Raw genomic sequence first — 15,690 nt, forward strand, 5'->3', positions numbered from 1 at the left:
ACATTGATGTCGACTGATACACCGCTTTCGCGAGCAAGCTCGCTCCCACAGGGCTCTCGATTCGGCCAGAACAATAAAAGTGTTAGTGAGGACAAAATCATGCAAACCAGACTCTTGATCAACGGCCAACTGGTCAACGGCGAAGGCCCGGCGCAAGCGGTGCTCAACCCTTCCCTCGGTGAAGTATTGGTGGAAATCAATGAAGCCTCCGAGGCTCAGGTCGATGCCGCCGTACGCGCCGCCGACAGCGCTTTTGCCGACTGGTCGCAAACCACGCCGAAAGACCGTTCGCTGCTGCTGCTCAAACTCGCCGACGCCATCGAAGCCCACGGCGAAGAACTGGCGAAACTCGAATCTGCCAACTGCGGCAAACCCTACAGCGCTGCGCTGAATGACGAGATCCCGGCAATCGCCGACGTGTTCCGCTTCTTCGCCGGCGCCAGCCGTTGCATGAGCGGTTCGGCGGCTGGCGAATACCTGCCCGGCCACACCTCGATGATCCGCCGCGACCCGGGGGGCGTGATCGCCTCCATCGCACCGTGGAACTACCCGCTGATGATGGTCGCCTGGAAAATCGCCCCGGCCCTCGCTGCCGGTAATACCGTGGTGCTCAAGCCGTCGGAACAAACCCCGCTGACCGCGTTGCGTCTGGCCGAACTGGCGTCGGACATCTTCCCGGCCGGTGTGCTCAATCTGGTGTTCGGTCGTGGTCCTACCGTGGGCAGTCCGCTGGTCACGCATCCGAAAGTGCGCATGGTCTCGCTGACCGGCTCGATCGCCACCGGTTCGAACATCATTTCCAGCACCGCCGACAGCGTCAAACGCATGCACATGGAACTGGGCGGCAAGGCGCCAGTGATCATCTTCGATGACGCCGACATCGACGCTGCGGTTGAAGGCATCCGTACCTTTGGTTTCTACAACGCCGGGCAGGATTGCACCGCTGCGTGCCGGATCTACGCACAGCAAGGCATCTACGAACAGTTCGTCGAGAAGCTCGGCGCAGCGGTCAGCAGCATCAAATACGGCTTACAGGATGATCCGTCCACCGAGCTGGGACCGCTGATCACTGCGCAGCATCGCGACCGCGTCGCCGGGTTTGTCGAACGTGCCGTGGCGCAGCCGCACATCCGTTTGATCACCGGTGGCAAGGCTGTTGAGGGCAACGGTTTCTTCTTCGAACCGACGGTGCTGGCCGACGCGCAACAGGATGACGAAATCGTCCGCCGCGAAGTGTTCGGGCCGGTGGTCTCGGTGACCAAATTCACCGATGAAGCGCAGGCGCTGGAATGGGCCAACGATTCGGACTACGGCCTCGCCTCCTCGGTGTGGACGGCGGATGTAGGACGCGCACATCGCTTGTCCGCCCGTTTGCAGTACGGCTGCACCTGGGTCAACACGCACTTCATGCTGGTCAGCGAAATGCCCCATGGCGGTCAGAAATTGTCCGGCTACGGCAAGGACATGTCCATGTATGGGCTGGAGGACTACACCACGGTTCGGCATGTGATGTTCAAGCACTAAAAGCATCGCCAGCAGGCTGGCTCCTACAGGGATCGCATTCCAAATTGTAGGAGTGAGCCTGCTCGCGATGGCGTCACCCCGGCTTCAAGGCAGAAACCGGCTCTGCGCACCACCAGGATTCAACACCTGACAATAACTACCGACCCGGGCGGCGCCCACCAAGCCTCGCCACGGCCTCGGCCATCCGAAATCTGCCGATTTCACGGAGCAAACACACATGAGTGCCTCACCCGATCTCGCCGCCGTTGCCGACAGCGATGCCGAACAACTGCGCCAGCTGGGCTACACCTCGAACTTCAACCGCAGCATGAGCCTGTGGGAAAACTTCGCTTTGGGCTTCACTTATCTGTCACCGGTTGTAGGGGTTTATACCCTGTTCGGCCTATGCCTCGCCGCCGGTGGTCCACCGATGTTCTGGGCTTACTTGCTGGTCGGTTGCGGCCAGTTGCTGGTGTGCCTGATCTTCGGCGAAGTGGTTTCGCAGTTCCCGATTTCCGGTGGTGTTTACCCTTGGGCGCGCCGTTTAGTGGGCAAGAAATGGGCGTGGATGGTCGGCTGGATCTACTCCATCGCCCTGTGTGTAACCATCGCTGCAGTCGCCGTCGGTGCCGGCCCATACCTGGCCGCCATGCTCGGTTTTGAGCCGAGCAACAACACCAACATCGTCATCGCCCTGGTGCTGACCCTGTTCGCCACACTGGTAAACCTCAGCGGCACCAAAGTGCTGGCGCGGATCGCCATGTTCGGCTTCCTCTGCGAACTGGTTGGCGCAGTGATCGTCGGCGTTTACCTGCTGATCTTCGAACGTCACCAACCGCTGAGCGTGCTGTTCAACACCTTCGACATCAGCGTCGACGGCTCGTACCTGCCGGCATTCCTCACCGCTTCGCTGGCGGGGATGTTCCTGTACTACGGCTTCGAGGCCTGTGGCGACGTCGCCGAAGAAACCCCGAACCCCAGCGCAAAAATCCCGGTGGCCATGCGCATGACCATCTACATCGGCGGCATTGCGGCGATGTTCGCCTGCTTGGCGCTGATCCTCGCCGTACCGGACATGCAAGCGGTGATCAACGGCACCGACAAGGACCCGGTCACCACCATCCTCAACAACGCCTTCGGCCCAATCGGTTCGAAAGTGGTGATGGGCGTGGTGATGATTTCCTTCATCTCCTGCGTCATCAGCCTGCAGGCCGCCGCGAGCCGTCTGCTGTACTCCTACGCTCGCGACGAAATGGTCATCGGCAGCCGCCTGCTGAAGAAGATTTCTCCGACCACCCAAGTGCCGGTTGCCGCGCTGTTCGTGTCCGGCGTCCTGCCGGCCCTGATCATCGCCCTCGGCTTCTTCCTGCAAGACGCCGTGGCCACCATCGTCAGCTTCGCGGCGATCGGCATCTACCTCGCGTTCCAGATGATCGTCCTGGCCGCGCTGTACGCCCGCAGCAAAGGCTGGAAACCGAGCGGCAAATTCACCCTCGGCGCCTGGGGCTGGCCGGTGAACATCGGCGCGCTGGTGTACGGCGTCGGCGCGATCATCAACATGGCCTGGCCACGTACGCCGGATGCGGCGTGGTACGTGAACTATGCGATGGTGTTGAGCACCGCGATCGTGATTGGCTTGGGGCTGGTTTATATGTGGATTGGCAAGCCGTATGACCATGGGAAGGCGCCGGCTGGGGATGCTTGGAAGGTGAGTCGCTAAGAGTTTTTGATCCCGGCACCGACTAGGTGCCGGGGTTCAGGAAAGCCCAGAAAAAAACATCAAAAAGAAAGCTCTGCCTGATCGTGCTTCAACAGGGAAATACGGTCGAACAGTTTGATTTTTTCGTTGGCCTTTTGCTTGGCGTGATCGGACATGAATGCGACCAATTCTTCGAGCTGACTGACGTCTCCGACCACTTTGAATTCCTTTTCCTTGTTGACGAAAACAAGCGACTTTTTCTTTCTCGATAACAGTTCAATGACATTGCAGAGCGTGCCGGTGCTCTTTGCATCCCAGATCATCAAGCCGTAGTCGGCTGCTTCGGCCATGACGACGTCTTTCTCGGTGAAGAAAGCTCTCGACCCTTTCGAATGTTTGGAGTCGACTGTTCTGGCGGGCCACTGTCCAAGGTTATTCCTCGGGGCAGAACCGCTGCAGAACACCGTGGTTCTGGATCGTTCGAGACTCAGCAGGTGCTGCTGAATGGAGGTATCGGCGCCCCCAGCATCACCCACCACCACCTCAAAATCTGACGCTACGATATTATTGATGCGCTCTTTAACCTTCGGATCAAGGTTCTTGATGTTGATAGAGCCGGCAATAAATACAGTGGTCATTGAGTTCACTTCCAAGTTAGCGCTGCGACGTAAATTTTCCCTACCTTCGGATATTTACGCAAAACAGCGCAGGCCGCGTCCATGGACTACTTACCATGTGTTTGTCCAGCACCCAGCCGTGATCCCAAGCGCCGTTGATCTGCTTGAGAGACACCTTCATTGAATTCTCCGTTATTCGTCACAATCCTTTGAGCCCTGAGACCAAGGGCCGAGCATCTGCAGCGATGCGCAAGATTCAAACAAATAACGGAAAAAACACTGGTTAGGGGCGGGTTCGCTGGCACCAATGCAAAAACAGGCATTTCCTACAGACACAGACTTCCTGAAAAAGCCCCGTTTCCTACGCTGCACGTCCACAGGGTAGACTTGTCGCCGCAAGCGCCTGACCGATAGGCTTTATCCCGTCGCTGCTAATTCAGCGACCCGGGGTCGAAGCCGGAAACTGTCAAAACGGTGCTTGCATGCCCTCCATTGAACTGCGGCTTTTTCACAACTTCAGTTCTGCTTTATGGCGGGCCGTGTGGCGCGGGCCTTCCGGCTTTACCGTTTCGACAGGAAGTAACCCGACTTCGAACGCCACTCGGCTCGCCACCCAATTTTTCGAAGAATTGGTGGCGACTTTCCAACTCGAAACGGAAGTCACTACATGTCTCCCCAAATCCACAATCCATCTTCCACTCACTTCACCCCCACAATCTTCACCCGCCACAACCGCTTCCTCCACGCCTTCATGCAAGACCACGAAGCCTGGTTCTGCGTGCAAGATCTCGGTCGCTTGATGGGTTACCCCCTGAACGAACGCCTCACCCTGAAACTCGATCCCGACCAACGTCGCCATGTCCTCCTACGTCGGGACGGCGAAATCGTCGATTGCGCGATGGTCAGCGAGTCCGGCCTGTTTGCCCTGCTCGTCCATCACTTCGTCCCGGAAAACCGTCACCTGCGCCAATGGCTGAGCCATGAAGTCATCCCGATGCTGCGCGAAACCCAATCAAGCCCTGTGGAAAACCACCCGAGCCTGAGCTCAATGCATTGGGCAGGCGTCACGGTGCCGTTGCTGCACTGGCAACAGCAAGCGTGGGTCAAATGGCGGGATGTGCCGGAGTTGATGCACGGCCAGCGGCCGTATCCAGTACTGGGAACGTGTAGCTGATCCAAATAAAAAAGGGGCGGACCTTTCAGTCCGCCCCTTTTTATTTCCACTCAAAACCGCGAAACACTCCGCATCGCATCCACCAGATAGCGCATCGCAATCCGGTCCCCTTCTGATAGCTCTCGATAACGCTCCACCAGTTTCAGTTCGTCGGAGCTCAACCGACGTCTTTTGCGGCCGCTGCCGAGGCAGGGAAAGATGCCCAACATTTCGGTGATGCCTTGTATTTTTGCCATGGACGATGTCCTTCTCTAATACGTCAAAGAACTGCTAAACCACCACATCGCCCTGCCCCTTACAGCAGTGTCGTGTGCCTCACCGGTTCTTCTGGTCACACCGGTCATGCCCATAGAATAGAAATTAAATCGGCGCTGAAAAGCAGTTTTTAGAGTAATTAGTCGAAAAAAGCAGATATGCCGTGTAAATCAGAACGCCCTGTCAGACTTTTAACCGACATGTCTTGTTTCATTGACACACTGGCGTAGTGAATCAACGAATTTTGCTCGGCGAGCGAACCGTTTAAGCTAGCCGGCATCTGTTTATAGTCCGTTGCGTTTGGCCGAAGGCTTGTCCGAACCGTTATTTCTGATCCAGCACGTGCCAGGAAAGGCGCGGGATTGCACACGACAGGTTGTATTTATGCACCGCAGGAATTTGCTCAAAGCGTCCATGGCCATTGCGGCTTACACCGGTCTTTCGGCCACCGGCCTGCTGGCCACCCGTGCGTGGGCAGCCAATGGCGGCGCCGCCGATGGCGAGGCGCAGGCGTTCGACTTCGAAGCGCTGAAGCGCCAGGCCAAGCAACTGGCCGGCAACGCTTATCAGGACACCAAACAGGTGCTGCCGCCGACACTGGCGACCATGACCCCGCAAAACTTCAACGCGATCCGCTACGACGGCGAGCATTCGTTGTGGAAGGAGAACAAGGGTCAACTGGACGTGCAGTTCTTCCACGTCGGCATGGGTTTCCGTCAGCCGGTGCGCATGTACAGCGTCGATCCCAAGACCCGCACCGCCCGCGAGGTGCATTTCCGCCCGGCGCTGTTCAACTATGAAAACACTTCGGTCGACACGCAGCAGTTGAAAGGTGATCTGGGTTTCGCCGGCTTCAAACTGTTCAAGGCACCGGAGCTGGATCGCCATGACGTGGTGTCGTTCCTCGGCGCCAGCTATTTCCGTGCGGTGGATGCGACTGGCCAATATGGCCTCTCCGCTCGCGGCCTGGCGATCGACACTTACGCCAAGAAGCGCGAAGAATTCCCTGACTTCACCAAATTCTGGTTCGAGACGCCGGATCAGAACGCCACGCGTTTTGTCGTCTACGCGCTGCTCGATTCGCCGAGTGCGACCGGCGCCTACCGCTTCGACATCGACTGCCAGGCCGAACGCGTGGTGATGGAAGTCGACGCCCACATCAATGCGCGCACCGCCATCGAACAACTGGGCATTTCACCGATGACCAGCATGTTCAGCTGCGGCACTCACGAACGCCGCATGTGCGACACCATCCACCCGCAAATCCACGACTCCGATCGCCTGGCGATGTGGCGCGGCAACGGCGAGTGGATCTGCCGCCCGCTGAACAACCCGGCGACCCTGCAGTTCAACGCTTTTGCCGACAAGGATCCAAAAGGCTTCGGTCTGGTGCAGACCGACCATGAGTTCGCCAACTATCAGGACACCGTCGACTGGTACAGCAAGCGCCCAAGCCTGTGGGTCGAACCGACCACAGCATGGGGCGAAGGCTCTATTGATCTGCTGGAAATTCCTACAACCGGCGAAACCCTGGACAACATCGTTGCGTTCTGGACGCCGAAGAAACCGGTGGCGGCCGGCGACTCGCTGAATTACGGCTACAAGCTCTACTGGAGCGCCCTGCCGCCGGTCGGCACGCCATTGGCGCGGGTGCATGCAACCCGTTCCGGCATGGGCGGCTTTACTGAAGGCTGGGCACCGGGCGAGCATTATCCGCCGGTGTGGGCCCGCCGTTTTGCCGTGGACTTCACCGGAGGCGGCCTGGATCGCCTGCCGCAGGGCACCGGGATCGAACCGGTGGTCACGTGTTCCAACGGCAAGGTGCAGGACTTCAGCGTGCTGGTGCTCGACGACATCAAGGGTTACCGGATCCTGTTCGACTGGTACCCGACCAGCGACAGCGTCGAGCCGGTGGAACTGCGTTTGTTCATTCGCACCAATGACCGCACGCTGAGCGAGACCTGGTTGTACCAGTACTTCCCGCCGGCGCCAGACAAGCGCAAGTACCCTTGATGATTTAAGGCGCCTGCACGGGCCTCATCGCTGGCAAGCCAGCTCCCACAGTGATGGGTGTTGATCACAGATTTTGCGTACGCCACCAAATCTGTGGGAGCTGGCTTGCCAGCGATGGCGGCAGCATCGCAGCGAAAGACAAACAGACAAAACAAAGCCCCGGCCATCACTGACCGGGGCTTTTTGCTTTATTGCGACTCACTCAATCGCGCAAGTCTGACTCGTGAATCGGCTGATCACGATGAGTGGCGCGCTGATATTGCGCCGGCCACACCGCTTTGCGCCCACCCAGATCATCGTCGGCGTGCAGCGGCCAGTACGGATCACGCAGCAGCTCACGGGCGAGGAAGATGATGTCGGCCTGACAGGTGCGCAGAATGTGCTCGGCCTGCGCCGGCTCGGTAATCATGCCCACGGTGCCGGTGGCGATGCCTGACTCCTTACGCACACGTTCGGCGAAGCGCGTCTGATAGCCCGGCCCCACTGGAATCTCGGCATTCGCTGCGGTGCCACCCGAAGACACATCAATGAGATCCGCGCCAAGCGTGTGCAGGCGTCGCGCCAGCTCCACGGTTTCATCCGGGTTCCAGCCGTCCTCCACCCAGTCAGTGGCCGATACGCGGACAAACACCGGCAATTCCTCAGGCCAGACCGCCCTCACCGCCTCGGTGACTTGCAGCACCAGGCGAATGCGGTTTTCAAACGAACCACCATATTGATCGCGGCGCTGATTGCTCAGTGGCGAAAGAAACTGATGCAATAGATAACCGTGCGCGGCATGCACCTCAACCACACTGAAACCCGCCGTCAACGCTCGTTTGGCAGCATCGACAAAGGCCTGAATGACATCAGCGATCTGCCCTTCATCCAGCTGTTTCGGTTGCGTGTGTTGCGGGTCGAAAGCAATCGGCGAAGGCCCGACCGGGGTCCAGCCGCCATCATCGGGTTTGACGCTGCCATGCTTGCCGATCCACGGCCGATGGGTGCTGGCCTTGCGCCCGGCGTGGGCCAGTTGGATGCCGGCGACCGCGCCTTGGGACGTAATAAATCGGGTAATGCGTTGCAACGGTGCAATCTGTTCGTCGCTCCACAGACCGAGGTCTTCAGCGGTAATCCGCCCGTCGGCGGTGACCGCCGTGGCTTCGGTGAAGACCAGGCCAGCGCCGCCGACGGCGCGACTGCCGAGGTGCACCAGATGCCAGTCGTTGGCCAGGCCGTCGACGCTGGAATACTGGCACATCGGCGACACGGCGATGCGATTGGGCAGGGTCAGTTGGCGAAGGGTGAAGGGTTCAAGCAGCAGACTCATGGGGCACCTCTCGAATCAGTGGGCAGGCTCCAGGGTTCTGTTTGAATAGTCGACGAGTGACAGGAAAAAGGTACAACACCCGCCCCCGCGGGCAAAACATTCGACAAGACGTCACAAGGCCAATCAAGCAGTGCTTAGAGCCTAGTCGACAACTGAGGAGGAGGCAGGGTTCAGAGTAATTCTGTGTGTGAAAGTCGGCCTTCGCGAGCAAGCCCGCTCCTACACCAGCTGGGAGCGGGCTTGCTCGCGAATGGCGTCAGCGCGGTTCGATGTGGGCAATCATCAGTTGCACGGTCTCGTTGCCACGAAACTCGTTGACGTCGAGCTTGTAGGCCAGTTCAACCCATTGAATGGTCGGATTCGGCCAGACATCGCGGTCGATACCAAAGGCAATGCCGTCAAGCTTCACCGAACCGCACTCGCTTTTCAGCACCACTTTCAGATGCCGCTCACCCACCACACGCTGCTCGACCAACTGAAACACGCCGTGGAACAGCGGCTCCGGGAAGTGCTGGCCCCAAGGCCCGGCATGGCGCAAGGCACGGGCCAGTTCGAGGTGGAACTCCTCAACCGCCAGTGTTCCATCCGACAGCATGCGCCCGGTCAGGTCTTCTTCGCGAAGTTGCCGACGCACTTCAGCATCGAATGCCTCGGCGAACAGCGCAAAATTCTCCTGTGGCAAGGTCAGACCGGCCGCCATGGCGTGACCACCGTATTTGGCAATCAGGTTCGGATGCTGCGCCGCCACCACGCTCAGGGCGTCGCGAATATGGAAGCCCTGCACAGAACGCCCGGAGCCCTTGAGCAGACCGTCACCGGCATCAGCGAAGGCAATGGTCGGACGGAAATAACGCTCTTTCATCCGCGACGCGAGAATACCGATGACGCCCTGGTGCCACTCGGGATCGAACAGGCACAGACCGAACGGCATCGACTCCACCGGCAAGTCCTTGAGTTGGGCCAGCGCCTCGCGCTGCATGCCCTGCTCGATGGATTTGCGATCCTGATTCATGCCGTCCAGTTGCGCGGCCATTTCCCGAGCGCGGTTGGCGTCGGCGGTCAGCAGGCATTCGATACCCAGACTCATGTCGTCCAGGCGCCCCGCCGCGTTCAGGCGCGGGCCGACGATAAAACCGAGGTCGGTGGACGTAATACGTGCAGCGTCGCGCTTGGCCACTTCGAGGATCGCCTTGATCCCCGGCCGTGCGCGCCCGGCGCGAATCCGCTCCAGGCCCTGATGCACCAGAATCCGGTTGTTGGCATCCAGCGGCACCACGTCGGCAACGCTGCCCAGCGCCACCAGATCGAGCAGTTCGCCGATATTCGGTTGTGGTTTGCTCTCGTACCAGCCGAGGCTGCGCAGGCGCGCACGCAAGGCCATCAGTACATAGAAAATCACGCCCACGCCGGCCAGCGCCTTGCTCGGAAATTCGCAGCCCGGCTGGTTCGGGTTGACCAGCGCATCGGCCTGCGGCAGTTCATCGCCGGGCAAGTGGTGGTCAGTGATCAAGACCTTGAGCCCGGCCTTTTTCGCAGCGGCCACGCCTTCGACACTGGAGATGCCGTTGTCGACGGTAATCAGCAACTGCGGCTCGCGGGTCAGGGCGACTTCGACGATTTCCGGGGTCAGGCCATAGCCGTATTCGAAGCGGTTCGGCACCAGATAATCGACATGCGCCGCGCCCAACAGGCGCAACCCGAGCATGCCCACGGTGCTGGCGGTCGCACCGTCCGCATCGAAGTCGCCAACGATCAGAATGCGCTGGCGCTGCTCCAGTGCCGTCACCAGCAAGTCGACCGCCGCATCAATGCCCTTGAGTTGCTGGAACGGGATCAAGCGCGCCAGGCTCTTGTCCAGTTCGGCCTCGGACTGCACGCCCCGCGCGGCGTACAGGCGGGTCAACAGCGGTGGAATATCACCGAGAAAAGGCAGAGTGGCAGGCAGCTGACGAGGTTCGATACGCATGGGGTGACAGAGACTTCTCTTGAATACGTGGGTTTAATCCGGTGGCGGCGCAGGATCAGCCGCGCTCACCTTGCAGCCATTGCAACTGGACTTCGTGCTGACCACGGTCGTCGGTGACGAAGATCGTCCCTTCGCTGATCATCACGTCCCACTTGATGACGCGGGGCATGTCCTTGGCCAGGGTCTCCAGCACCTCTTGCGGCACGGCGGCGATGTTGACGTTTTTCAGGTTCTTGATCGCCGGGATCACCTTGGTTTCCCAGACGCGCAGGCTGCCGTACGCCAGCAGGCTGGTACGCTCGGTGCGACGCGAGCACCAGGTCAGACGATCGGCATCCGGCTGGCCGACTTCGATCCAGTGCAGGACACGGTCGTCCAGGCTCTTTTCCCACAGTGCAGGTTCATCCACGTCCGACAGACCACGACCGAACGACAACTGCTCGTTGTACCAGAGGGCGTAGGCCAGCAGCCGCACAGTCATGCGCTCTTCGGTCTCCGAAGGGTGACGGGCGATGGTCTGCTTGACGCTCTCGTAGATGCTGCGGTCGAGGTCGGTGAGGTTCAGTTCAAACTTGTACGTGGTCGAAGGCTGGGCCATGAACGGGCTTCTTGATACGAGGAAAGTCGGCAAGTCTAACCGATGCGGTAGGCAATCATCGAATTGATGGCGATCAAGCTGCGGCGTCTGACAGCCGGCTATGTTAAAACGCTGTATCTGCTCAGCCTTGTCCTACAGGATTCTGTATGCCGTTCGCCAACAAACCGCTCAGCGGTGTGAAAGTCATTGAATTGGGTACGTTGATTGCCGGGCCGTTTGCCTCGCGCATTTGCGGCGAGTTCGGCGCCGACGTGATCAAGATCGAGTCGCCGGACGGCGGTGATCCCTTGCGCAAATGGCGCAAGTTGTACGAAGGCACGTCGCTGTGGTGGTTCGTGCAGGCGCGCAATAAAAAGTCGCTGACGCTGAACCTCAAGCATCCCGACGGCCTGGCCATCCTGAAGAAATTGCTCGGCGAAGCCGACATTCTCATCGAGAATTTCCGCCCCGGCGTTCTGGAGAAACTGGGGCTGGGTTGGGAAACCCTGCACGCGCTGAATCCGAAACTGGTGATGGTGCGCCTCTCGGGTTTCGGTCAGACCGGACCGATGAAGGATCAGCCGGGGTTCGGCGCAGTCGGTGAGTCCATGGGCGGGTTGCGCTACATCACCGGTTTCGAGGACCGGCCACCGGTGCGCACCGGGATTTCCATCGGCGATTCGATTGCCGCGCTGTGGGGTGTGATCGGCGCACTGATGGCGTTGCGTCATCGCGAGGTCAACGGTGGCCTCGGCCAGGTGGTCGATGTGGCGCTATATGAAGCGATCTTCGCCATGATGGAAAGCATGGTCCCGGAGTTCGATGTGTTCGGTTTCATCCGTGAGCGCACCGGCAACATCATGCCGGGCATTACACCGTCGTCGATTCACACCAGTGCCGACGGCAAGCATGTGCAGATCGGCGCCAACGGCGATGCCATTTTCAAGCGCTTCATGATGATCATTGGCCGGGACGATCTGGCCAATGACCCGGCACTGGCGAGCAACGACGGACGTGACAATCGTCGCGACGAGTTGTATGGGGTGATCGATCGCTGGGTCAATTCGTTACCGCTGCAAACGGTGCTCGACCTGCTCAATCAGGCCGAGGTGCCCGCGAGCCGGATCTTCAGCGCCGAAGACATGTTCAACGATCCGCAGTACCTGGCGCGGGAAATGTTCCTGCACGCCAAGCTGCCGGACGGCAAGGACTTCAAGATGCCGGGCATCGTGCCGAAACTCTCTGAGACGCCGGGCTCTTCCGAATGGGTCGGGCCACAGCTCGGTGAACACAACGCGCAGGTACTCCACGACCTTGGCTACGACGAGCAACAGATCGCCCGGTTGCGCGAAGACGGAGCCATTTAAGCTGAAACGCCAGCAGACATCTGAGGCCAACCGCGCCCATCACTGGTGGACGTGGCGCCTGTTCGGCCTGCTGTTTCTGCTGGCCGTGTCGACCGCAGCGCAGGCCAAACCGACGCTGATCTGGTTGTTGCGCGACCTGCCGCCCCTGACGATATTAGAAGGCCCGAAAAAGGACCAGGGCGTGATCGATCAATTGATGCTGCTGCTGATCGCCGGCCTGCCGCAATACGAACACACGCTGATGCGGGTCAATCGCGCCCGTGGCCTGCAGATGCTGCACGAAAACCCTTTTGCCTGTGACCCCGCGCTGTTGTGGAACAAGGACCGCGCGCAATGGGTCGTGTATTCGATCCCGGCGATACGCGTGGTGAGCAATGGTCTGGTGGTTCGTCAGCAAGACCGTTCGCTGCTCGAACCCTATCTGGTGGGCGGCGAGGTCGACCTGTCGGCGCTGTTGGCCGCCACCGACAGAAAAGTCGGCGTGGTCGCTGAACGCAGCTACGGCGAGTTCATCGACAACATACTCCATCAAGCCCACAGCGGTGCGCTGACCCCCCATTACGGTAACGACGCCCTGAGCAATCTGCTGTCGATGCAGCGTCTGGGCCGATTGCAGGTGGTGCTGGGTTACTGGCCGGAAATCCGCTATCAGGCGAAACAGGCGAAGATCGCCGAGGACGAGCTGGCGTTCTACCCCATCCAGGGCACCGGGAAATATCTCTCGGGTTACGTCGCCTGTTCCGACACAACTCAGGGACGTCAGGCGATCAGTGAAATCAACCAACTGTTGCGCACCCTGCCCCACGCGCATTTGAATCAGCTCTACGCGGCGTGGCTCGATCCCGAGCGACAGGCTGATTATCTGGAGCAGGCCCGTGTCTTTTTCGAGCAGCAGGCGACCCATTAGGCAAACGCCGGACAAAAGAAACCCCGAGAAGTGGGGAGACGACTCGGGGTTAAACGTGGTCTACAAAGGACCCGTAGCAGCAAGCGACAAGCACCGGAGCACAATGCTTGATCCTGCTGTTATGGGGTCTGACTGACAGGGATGCAGGAAGGTTCCCACAAAAAATATTTCATCTTCAGAGCGCCGGACGCTTGTCCAGTGCTGCGTTGCGCAATGCCGCGATCACACAGGGTTCCAGGCGCCCTTCGGCGATCAGAATGTCACGGTGCAGACCATCGACCACATCCGTCAGCAGGCGTTTGTCGCTCAACTGCGCCTGATTGAATTCGCGTTCCACCACAATTGCGCCGTTGCTGTTCTTCAAGGTCACCCGGCATTCGCCACGGGCGCCGCTTGCAGACAACGAAACCTGATACGGGCTCAGAGCCTCACCGAGCAATAGACTGATACTTTCCATCTCGATCTCCACTCAATAGTCCGAAAACATTGTGTCTGGGGCATGTCCACAGTAAATGACCACCGGCCCGAGAAGAAAGTTCTGCCTGCCGGTTGCTCCATCCCTGGAAGCGTTACCGGTCTGTCAGAGCATGCACGGTGAAGATGACAGAAAAATAACCGTACGCTTCAGGCCCGCGCCGCCATGGGCGCGAGCAGATAACTGTCCAGCAAACCTCTCATCAGCACCGCCGAGACCGGTGTTTGCAGGCACCCCAGCATTCGCAGGCGATGCTCGCACAGCAAGCGTTCAAGATCGCCCAACACACTCGATGCGACCGCCCCCAGCAGGATCAAAGCCCGAGCTTGATCCTGTTGCGCCAGATGATGGATCAGGGCCAGGCCATCGCCACCCTTGAGCTGCGGATCGCAGATGGCGATATCGACCGCGCCGCGATGCCCCAGGGAACACAAGGCCGATGCCAGCGACGGCGCGGTCAGAACGTCATAGATGCCGATGGCGTTGAGCATTTGATGCAACGCCATCAGTTGAAACGGATTGGGTTCAAGAATCAGGATTTTAAGCGAGCGCATAGGCGACCTCTAAAGCGACAATCGCGGACTCTCACCGCAGTTGTCGTTCACTCTAGGGCAGTCGTCTTAAGCCTCCCATCGGAAAAGTAGTCGCGTCCTATAGGACATTTCCTAATCCTCAGTGCGGACATCGGCATCCGCTTTCCGTCCTACGCTGGGTGATATCGGTCCAGCCGCCCAACAGCCCGCGCAACTGGCCGTCGGCACTGTAGAACGGCACAGTCCACTGATAGACCTCACGCGGGCCATTTTTGAATTGCAATTGCCGTTTGCTGAAACGTGACTTGCGCGTGCGCAATTGCACGATGAACTCGTCATGCAGCATCGAGGCCGTCGCTTCGGGCAATGCATCGACTTCGAACAGCAAGCGGCCCTGCACTTGATCCTGGCGAACCGAAAGCGCTTCTTCATAGCTGCGGTTGCACATGATCAGACGCCCTTGCAGATCGCGGACGAACATCGGGTCAGGCATGGAGTCGATCAGCGCGTGTTGAAACGCCAGTTGATCGCCCAGATCCTTCTCGGCCTCGCGGCGCAACTTGATCACCGCCGTCAGGCGCCGGTTCCACACCAGCGACAACAGACCGAAAATACTCCACCCGCCCATCACCCAGCAGCCCCATTCGATCATCCGCTGCCAGATCGACTGCTCCGGGACAGGTGCAACGCCCTCCAGCCATTTCAGGCGAATGGCCCGTAACTCGGTCGCGGGAAACGCCTCAAGTGCCTTGTTGAGAATACTCAGTAGCTCCGGCATGCCTTTGCGCACCGCCAGATGATCAGCTTCCCACTTGCCTTCCAGCAGCCCGCCCACCCTGAGCAATCCCAAGGGATAGAGCTGCGCCCCGATTTCATTTTCGATGGTGGCATAGGCTTCGCCGCTCTCGACCAATGCGCGGGCTTCGGCGTACGTCTTGACCGAACGCACCGTAATCAGCGGGAAATCGCGCCGAATCAGGTCTTCCAGAGCATGCCGGGCCGGCAGCACAACGACACGTCCGGCCAACTGCTCGAACGATTCCACCCGCGGCGCGCCGATGTGGCCGACGAACACCCAGCCTGCGCCACCGAAGGCATGGCTGAAATCCAGAAACACCTTGCGCTCGTCGCTCATGGCCAACGTCGTGCTGATGTCCGCCGCCCCGCTCTCCAGTCGCTCAAGCAGGTGGTCGGTGGAGAACGACTCCTGATGCACAAACTGCAGCCCGGTCATCGCACTGACGCGTTTGAGCACGTCGTTGTTCAAACCGCTCCATTGCCCGTGTTCATCCTGA

14 protein-coding genes are annotated in these 15,690 nt (G+C 59.5%); 6 read left to right on the plus strand and 8 right to left on the minus strand.

Going from position 1 to position 15,690, the window contains the following annotated elements; all coding sequences use genetic code 11:
* Positions 1-99 precede the first annotated feature (99 nt).
* Positions 100-1,524 (plus strand): gamma-aminobutyraldehyde dehydrogenase, encoded by a 1,425-nt coding sequence (locus DBR24_RS15995; RefSeq protein ID WP_128615245.1) that lies wholly within the window; start codon positions 100-102, stop codon positions 1,522-1,524.
* A gap of 217 nt (positions 1,525-1,741) precedes the next feature.
* Positions 1,742-3,223: an APC family permease gene (locus tag DBR24_RS16000; RefSeq protein ID WP_128615246.1), complete on the plus strand. Its 1,482-nt coding sequence runs from the start codon at positions 1,742-1,744 to the stop codon at positions 3,221-3,223.
* A gap of 59 nt (positions 3,224-3,282) precedes the next feature.
* Here DBR24_RS16000 and DBR24_RS16005 read toward each other — a convergent pair whose 3' ends face one another.
* The gene (locus tag DBR24_RS16005; protein WP_128615247.1) at positions 3,283-3,840 is read right to left on the minus strand and encodes a hypothetical protein; all 558 of its coding nucleotides are present in this window, start codon (positions 3,838-3,840) and stop codon (positions 3,283-3,285) included.
* A 646-nt stretch (positions 3,841-4,486) separates the two neighbouring features.
* On the opposite strand from DBR24_RS16005, the gene DBR24_RS16015 reads away from it, so the two are divergent.
* Complete coding sequence (locus DBR24_RS16015; protein ID WP_128615248.1) at positions 4,487-4,993, plus strand: Bro-N domain-containing protein; 507 nt, start codon at positions 4,487-4,489, stop codon at positions 4,991-4,993.
* A gap of 50 nt (positions 4,994-5,043) precedes the next feature.
* Here DBR24_RS16015 and DBR24_RS16020 read toward each other — a convergent pair whose 3' ends face one another.
* Positions 5,044-5,229 carry a hypothetical protein gene (locus DBR24_RS16020; RefSeq protein ID WP_123464975.1) on the minus strand — a complete coding sequence of 62 codons (186 nt, stop codon included), beginning with the start codon at positions 5,227-5,229 and terminating at the stop codon, positions 5,044-5,046.
* Positions 5,230-5,632: 403 nt separating this feature from the next.
* On the opposite strand from DBR24_RS16020, the gene DBR24_RS16025 reads away from it, so the two are divergent.
* Positions 5,633-7,261 (plus strand): glucan biosynthesis protein D, encoded by a 1,629-nt coding sequence (locus DBR24_RS16025; protein ID WP_128615249.1) that lies wholly within the window; start codon positions 5,633-5,635, stop codon positions 7,259-7,261.
* 202 nt (positions 7,262-7,463) lie between these two features.
* Here DBR24_RS16025 and DBR24_RS16030 read toward each other — a convergent pair whose 3' ends face one another.
* The 3 genes from DBR24_RS16030 to DBR24_RS16040 all read right to left on the minus strand — a co-directional run bounded on the left by DBR24_RS16030 (position 7,464) and on the right by DBR24_RS16040 (position 11,134).
* Positions 7,464-8,570: an NADH:flavin oxidoreductase/NADH oxidase gene (locus tag DBR24_RS16030; protein WP_128615250.1), complete on the minus strand. Its 1,107-nt coding sequence runs from the start codon at positions 8,568-8,570 to the stop codon at positions 7,464-7,466.
* Positions 8,571-8,826: 256 nt separating this feature from the next.
* Positions 8,827-10,536: a single-stranded-DNA-specific exonuclease RecJ gene (gene recJ / locus DBR24_RS16035; protein ID WP_128615251.1), complete on the minus strand. Its 1,710-nt coding sequence runs from the start codon at positions 10,534-10,536 to the stop codon at positions 8,827-8,829.
* Between the two features lie 55 nt (positions 10,537-10,591).
* Positions 10,592-11,134, minus strand: a complete 543-nt coding sequence (locus DBR24_RS16040) for a YaeQ family protein (RefSeq protein WP_047601370.1) — start codon at positions 11,132-11,134, stop codon at positions 10,592-10,594.
* A 146-nt stretch (positions 11,135-11,280) separates the two neighbouring features.
* Between DBR24_RS16040 and DBR24_RS16045 the strand changes: the two genes are divergently transcribed.
* Both DBR24_RS16045 and DBR24_RS16050 read left to right on the plus strand, forming a co-directional pair.
* Positions 11,281-12,480 carry a CaiB/BaiF CoA-transferase family protein gene (locus DBR24_RS16045; protein WP_128615252.1) on the plus strand — a complete coding sequence of 400 codons (1,200 nt, stop codon included), beginning with the start codon at positions 11,281-11,283 and terminating at the stop codon, positions 12,478-12,480.
* The gene (locus DBR24_RS16050; RefSeq protein ID WP_128615253.1) at positions 12,428-13,387 is read left to right on the plus strand and encodes a TIGR02285 family protein; all 960 of its coding nucleotides are present in this window, start codon (positions 12,428-12,430) and stop codon (positions 13,385-13,387) included. The genes DBR24_RS16045 and DBR24_RS16050 overlap by 53 nt, the downstream gene beginning before the upstream one ends.
* Before the next feature lie 175 nt (positions 13,388-13,562).
* Here DBR24_RS16050 and DBR24_RS16055 read toward each other — a convergent pair whose 3' ends face one another.
* The 3 genes from DBR24_RS16055 to DBR24_RS16065 all read right to left on the minus strand — a co-directional run.
* Positions 13,563-13,844: a DUF3509 domain-containing protein gene (locus DBR24_RS16055; RefSeq protein ID WP_128615254.1), complete on the minus strand. Its 282-nt coding sequence runs from the start codon at positions 13,842-13,844 to the stop codon at positions 13,563-13,565.
* Between the two features lie 167 nt (positions 13,845-14,011).
* Positions 14,012-14,416, minus strand: coding sequence for a response regulator (locus DBR24_RS16060; protein ID WP_128615255.1), 405 nt, complete (start codon positions 14,414-14,416; stop codon positions 14,012-14,014).
* 118 nt (positions 14,417-14,534) lie between these two features.
* Positions 14,535-15,690 (minus strand): PAS domain-containing protein (locus DBR24_RS16065; RefSeq protein ID WP_256591545.1); only part of this gene is annotated, 1,156 nt, incomplete at its 5' end.

The organism is Pseudomonas sp. HMWF006 (genome assembly GCF_003061205.1).
Classification (GTDB): Bacteria; Pseudomonadota; Gammaproteobacteria; order Pseudomonadales; family Pseudomonadaceae; genus Aquipseudomonas; species Aquipseudomonas monsensis.

What these genes read in the sequence shown, in the direction of transcription:
- DBR24_RS16040 (WP_047601370.1), bottom strand. Translation starts at nt 11,134, where the DNA reads ATGGCCCAGCCTTCGACCACGTACAAGTTTGAACTGAACCTCACCGAC.
- DBR24_RS15995 (WP_128615245.1), top strand. Translation starts at nt 100, where the DNA reads ATGCAAACCAGACTCTTGATCAACGGCCAACTGGTCAACGGCGAAGGC.
- DBR24_RS16005 (WP_128615247.1), bottom strand. Translation starts at nt 3,840, where the DNA reads ATGACCACTGTATTTATTGCCGGCTCTATCAACATCAAGAACCTTGAT.
- recJ (WP_128615251.1), bottom strand. Translation starts at nt 10,536, where the DNA reads ATGCGTATCGAACCTCGTCAGCTGCCTGCCACTCTGCCTTTTCTCGGT.
- DBR24_RS16045 (WP_128615252.1), top strand. Translation starts at nt 11,281, where the DNA reads ATGCCGTTCGCCAACAAACCGCTCAGCGGTGTGAAAGTCATTGAATTG.
- DBR24_RS16055 (WP_128615254.1), bottom strand. Translation starts at nt 13,844, where the DNA reads ATGGAAAGTATCAGTCTATTGCTCGGTGAGGCTCTGAGCCCGTATCAG.
- DBR24_RS16030 (WP_128615250.1), bottom strand. Translation starts at nt 8,570, where the DNA reads ATGAGTCTGCTGCTTGAACCCTTCACCCTTCGCCAACTGACCCTGCCC.
- DBR24_RS16025 (WP_128615249.1), top strand. Translation starts at nt 5,633, where the DNA reads ATGCACCGCAGGAATTTGCTCAAAGCGTCCATGGCCATTGCGGCTTAC.
- DBR24_RS16000 (WP_128615246.1), top strand. Translation starts at nt 1,742, where the DNA reads ATGAGTGCCTCACCCGATCTCGCCGCCGTTGCCGACAGCGATGCCGAA.
- DBR24_RS16060 (WP_128615255.1), bottom strand. Translation starts at nt 14,416, where the DNA reads ATGCGCTCGCTTAAAATCCTGATTCTTGAACCCAATCCGTTTCAACTG.
- DBR24_RS16020 (WP_123464975.1), bottom strand. Translation starts at nt 5,229, where the DNA reads ATGGCAAAAATACAAGGCATCACCGAAATGTTGGGCATCTTTCCCTGC.
- DBR24_RS16015 (WP_128615248.1), top strand. Translation starts at nt 4,487, where the DNA reads ATGTCTCCCCAAATCCACAATCCATCTTCCACTCACTTCACCCCCACA.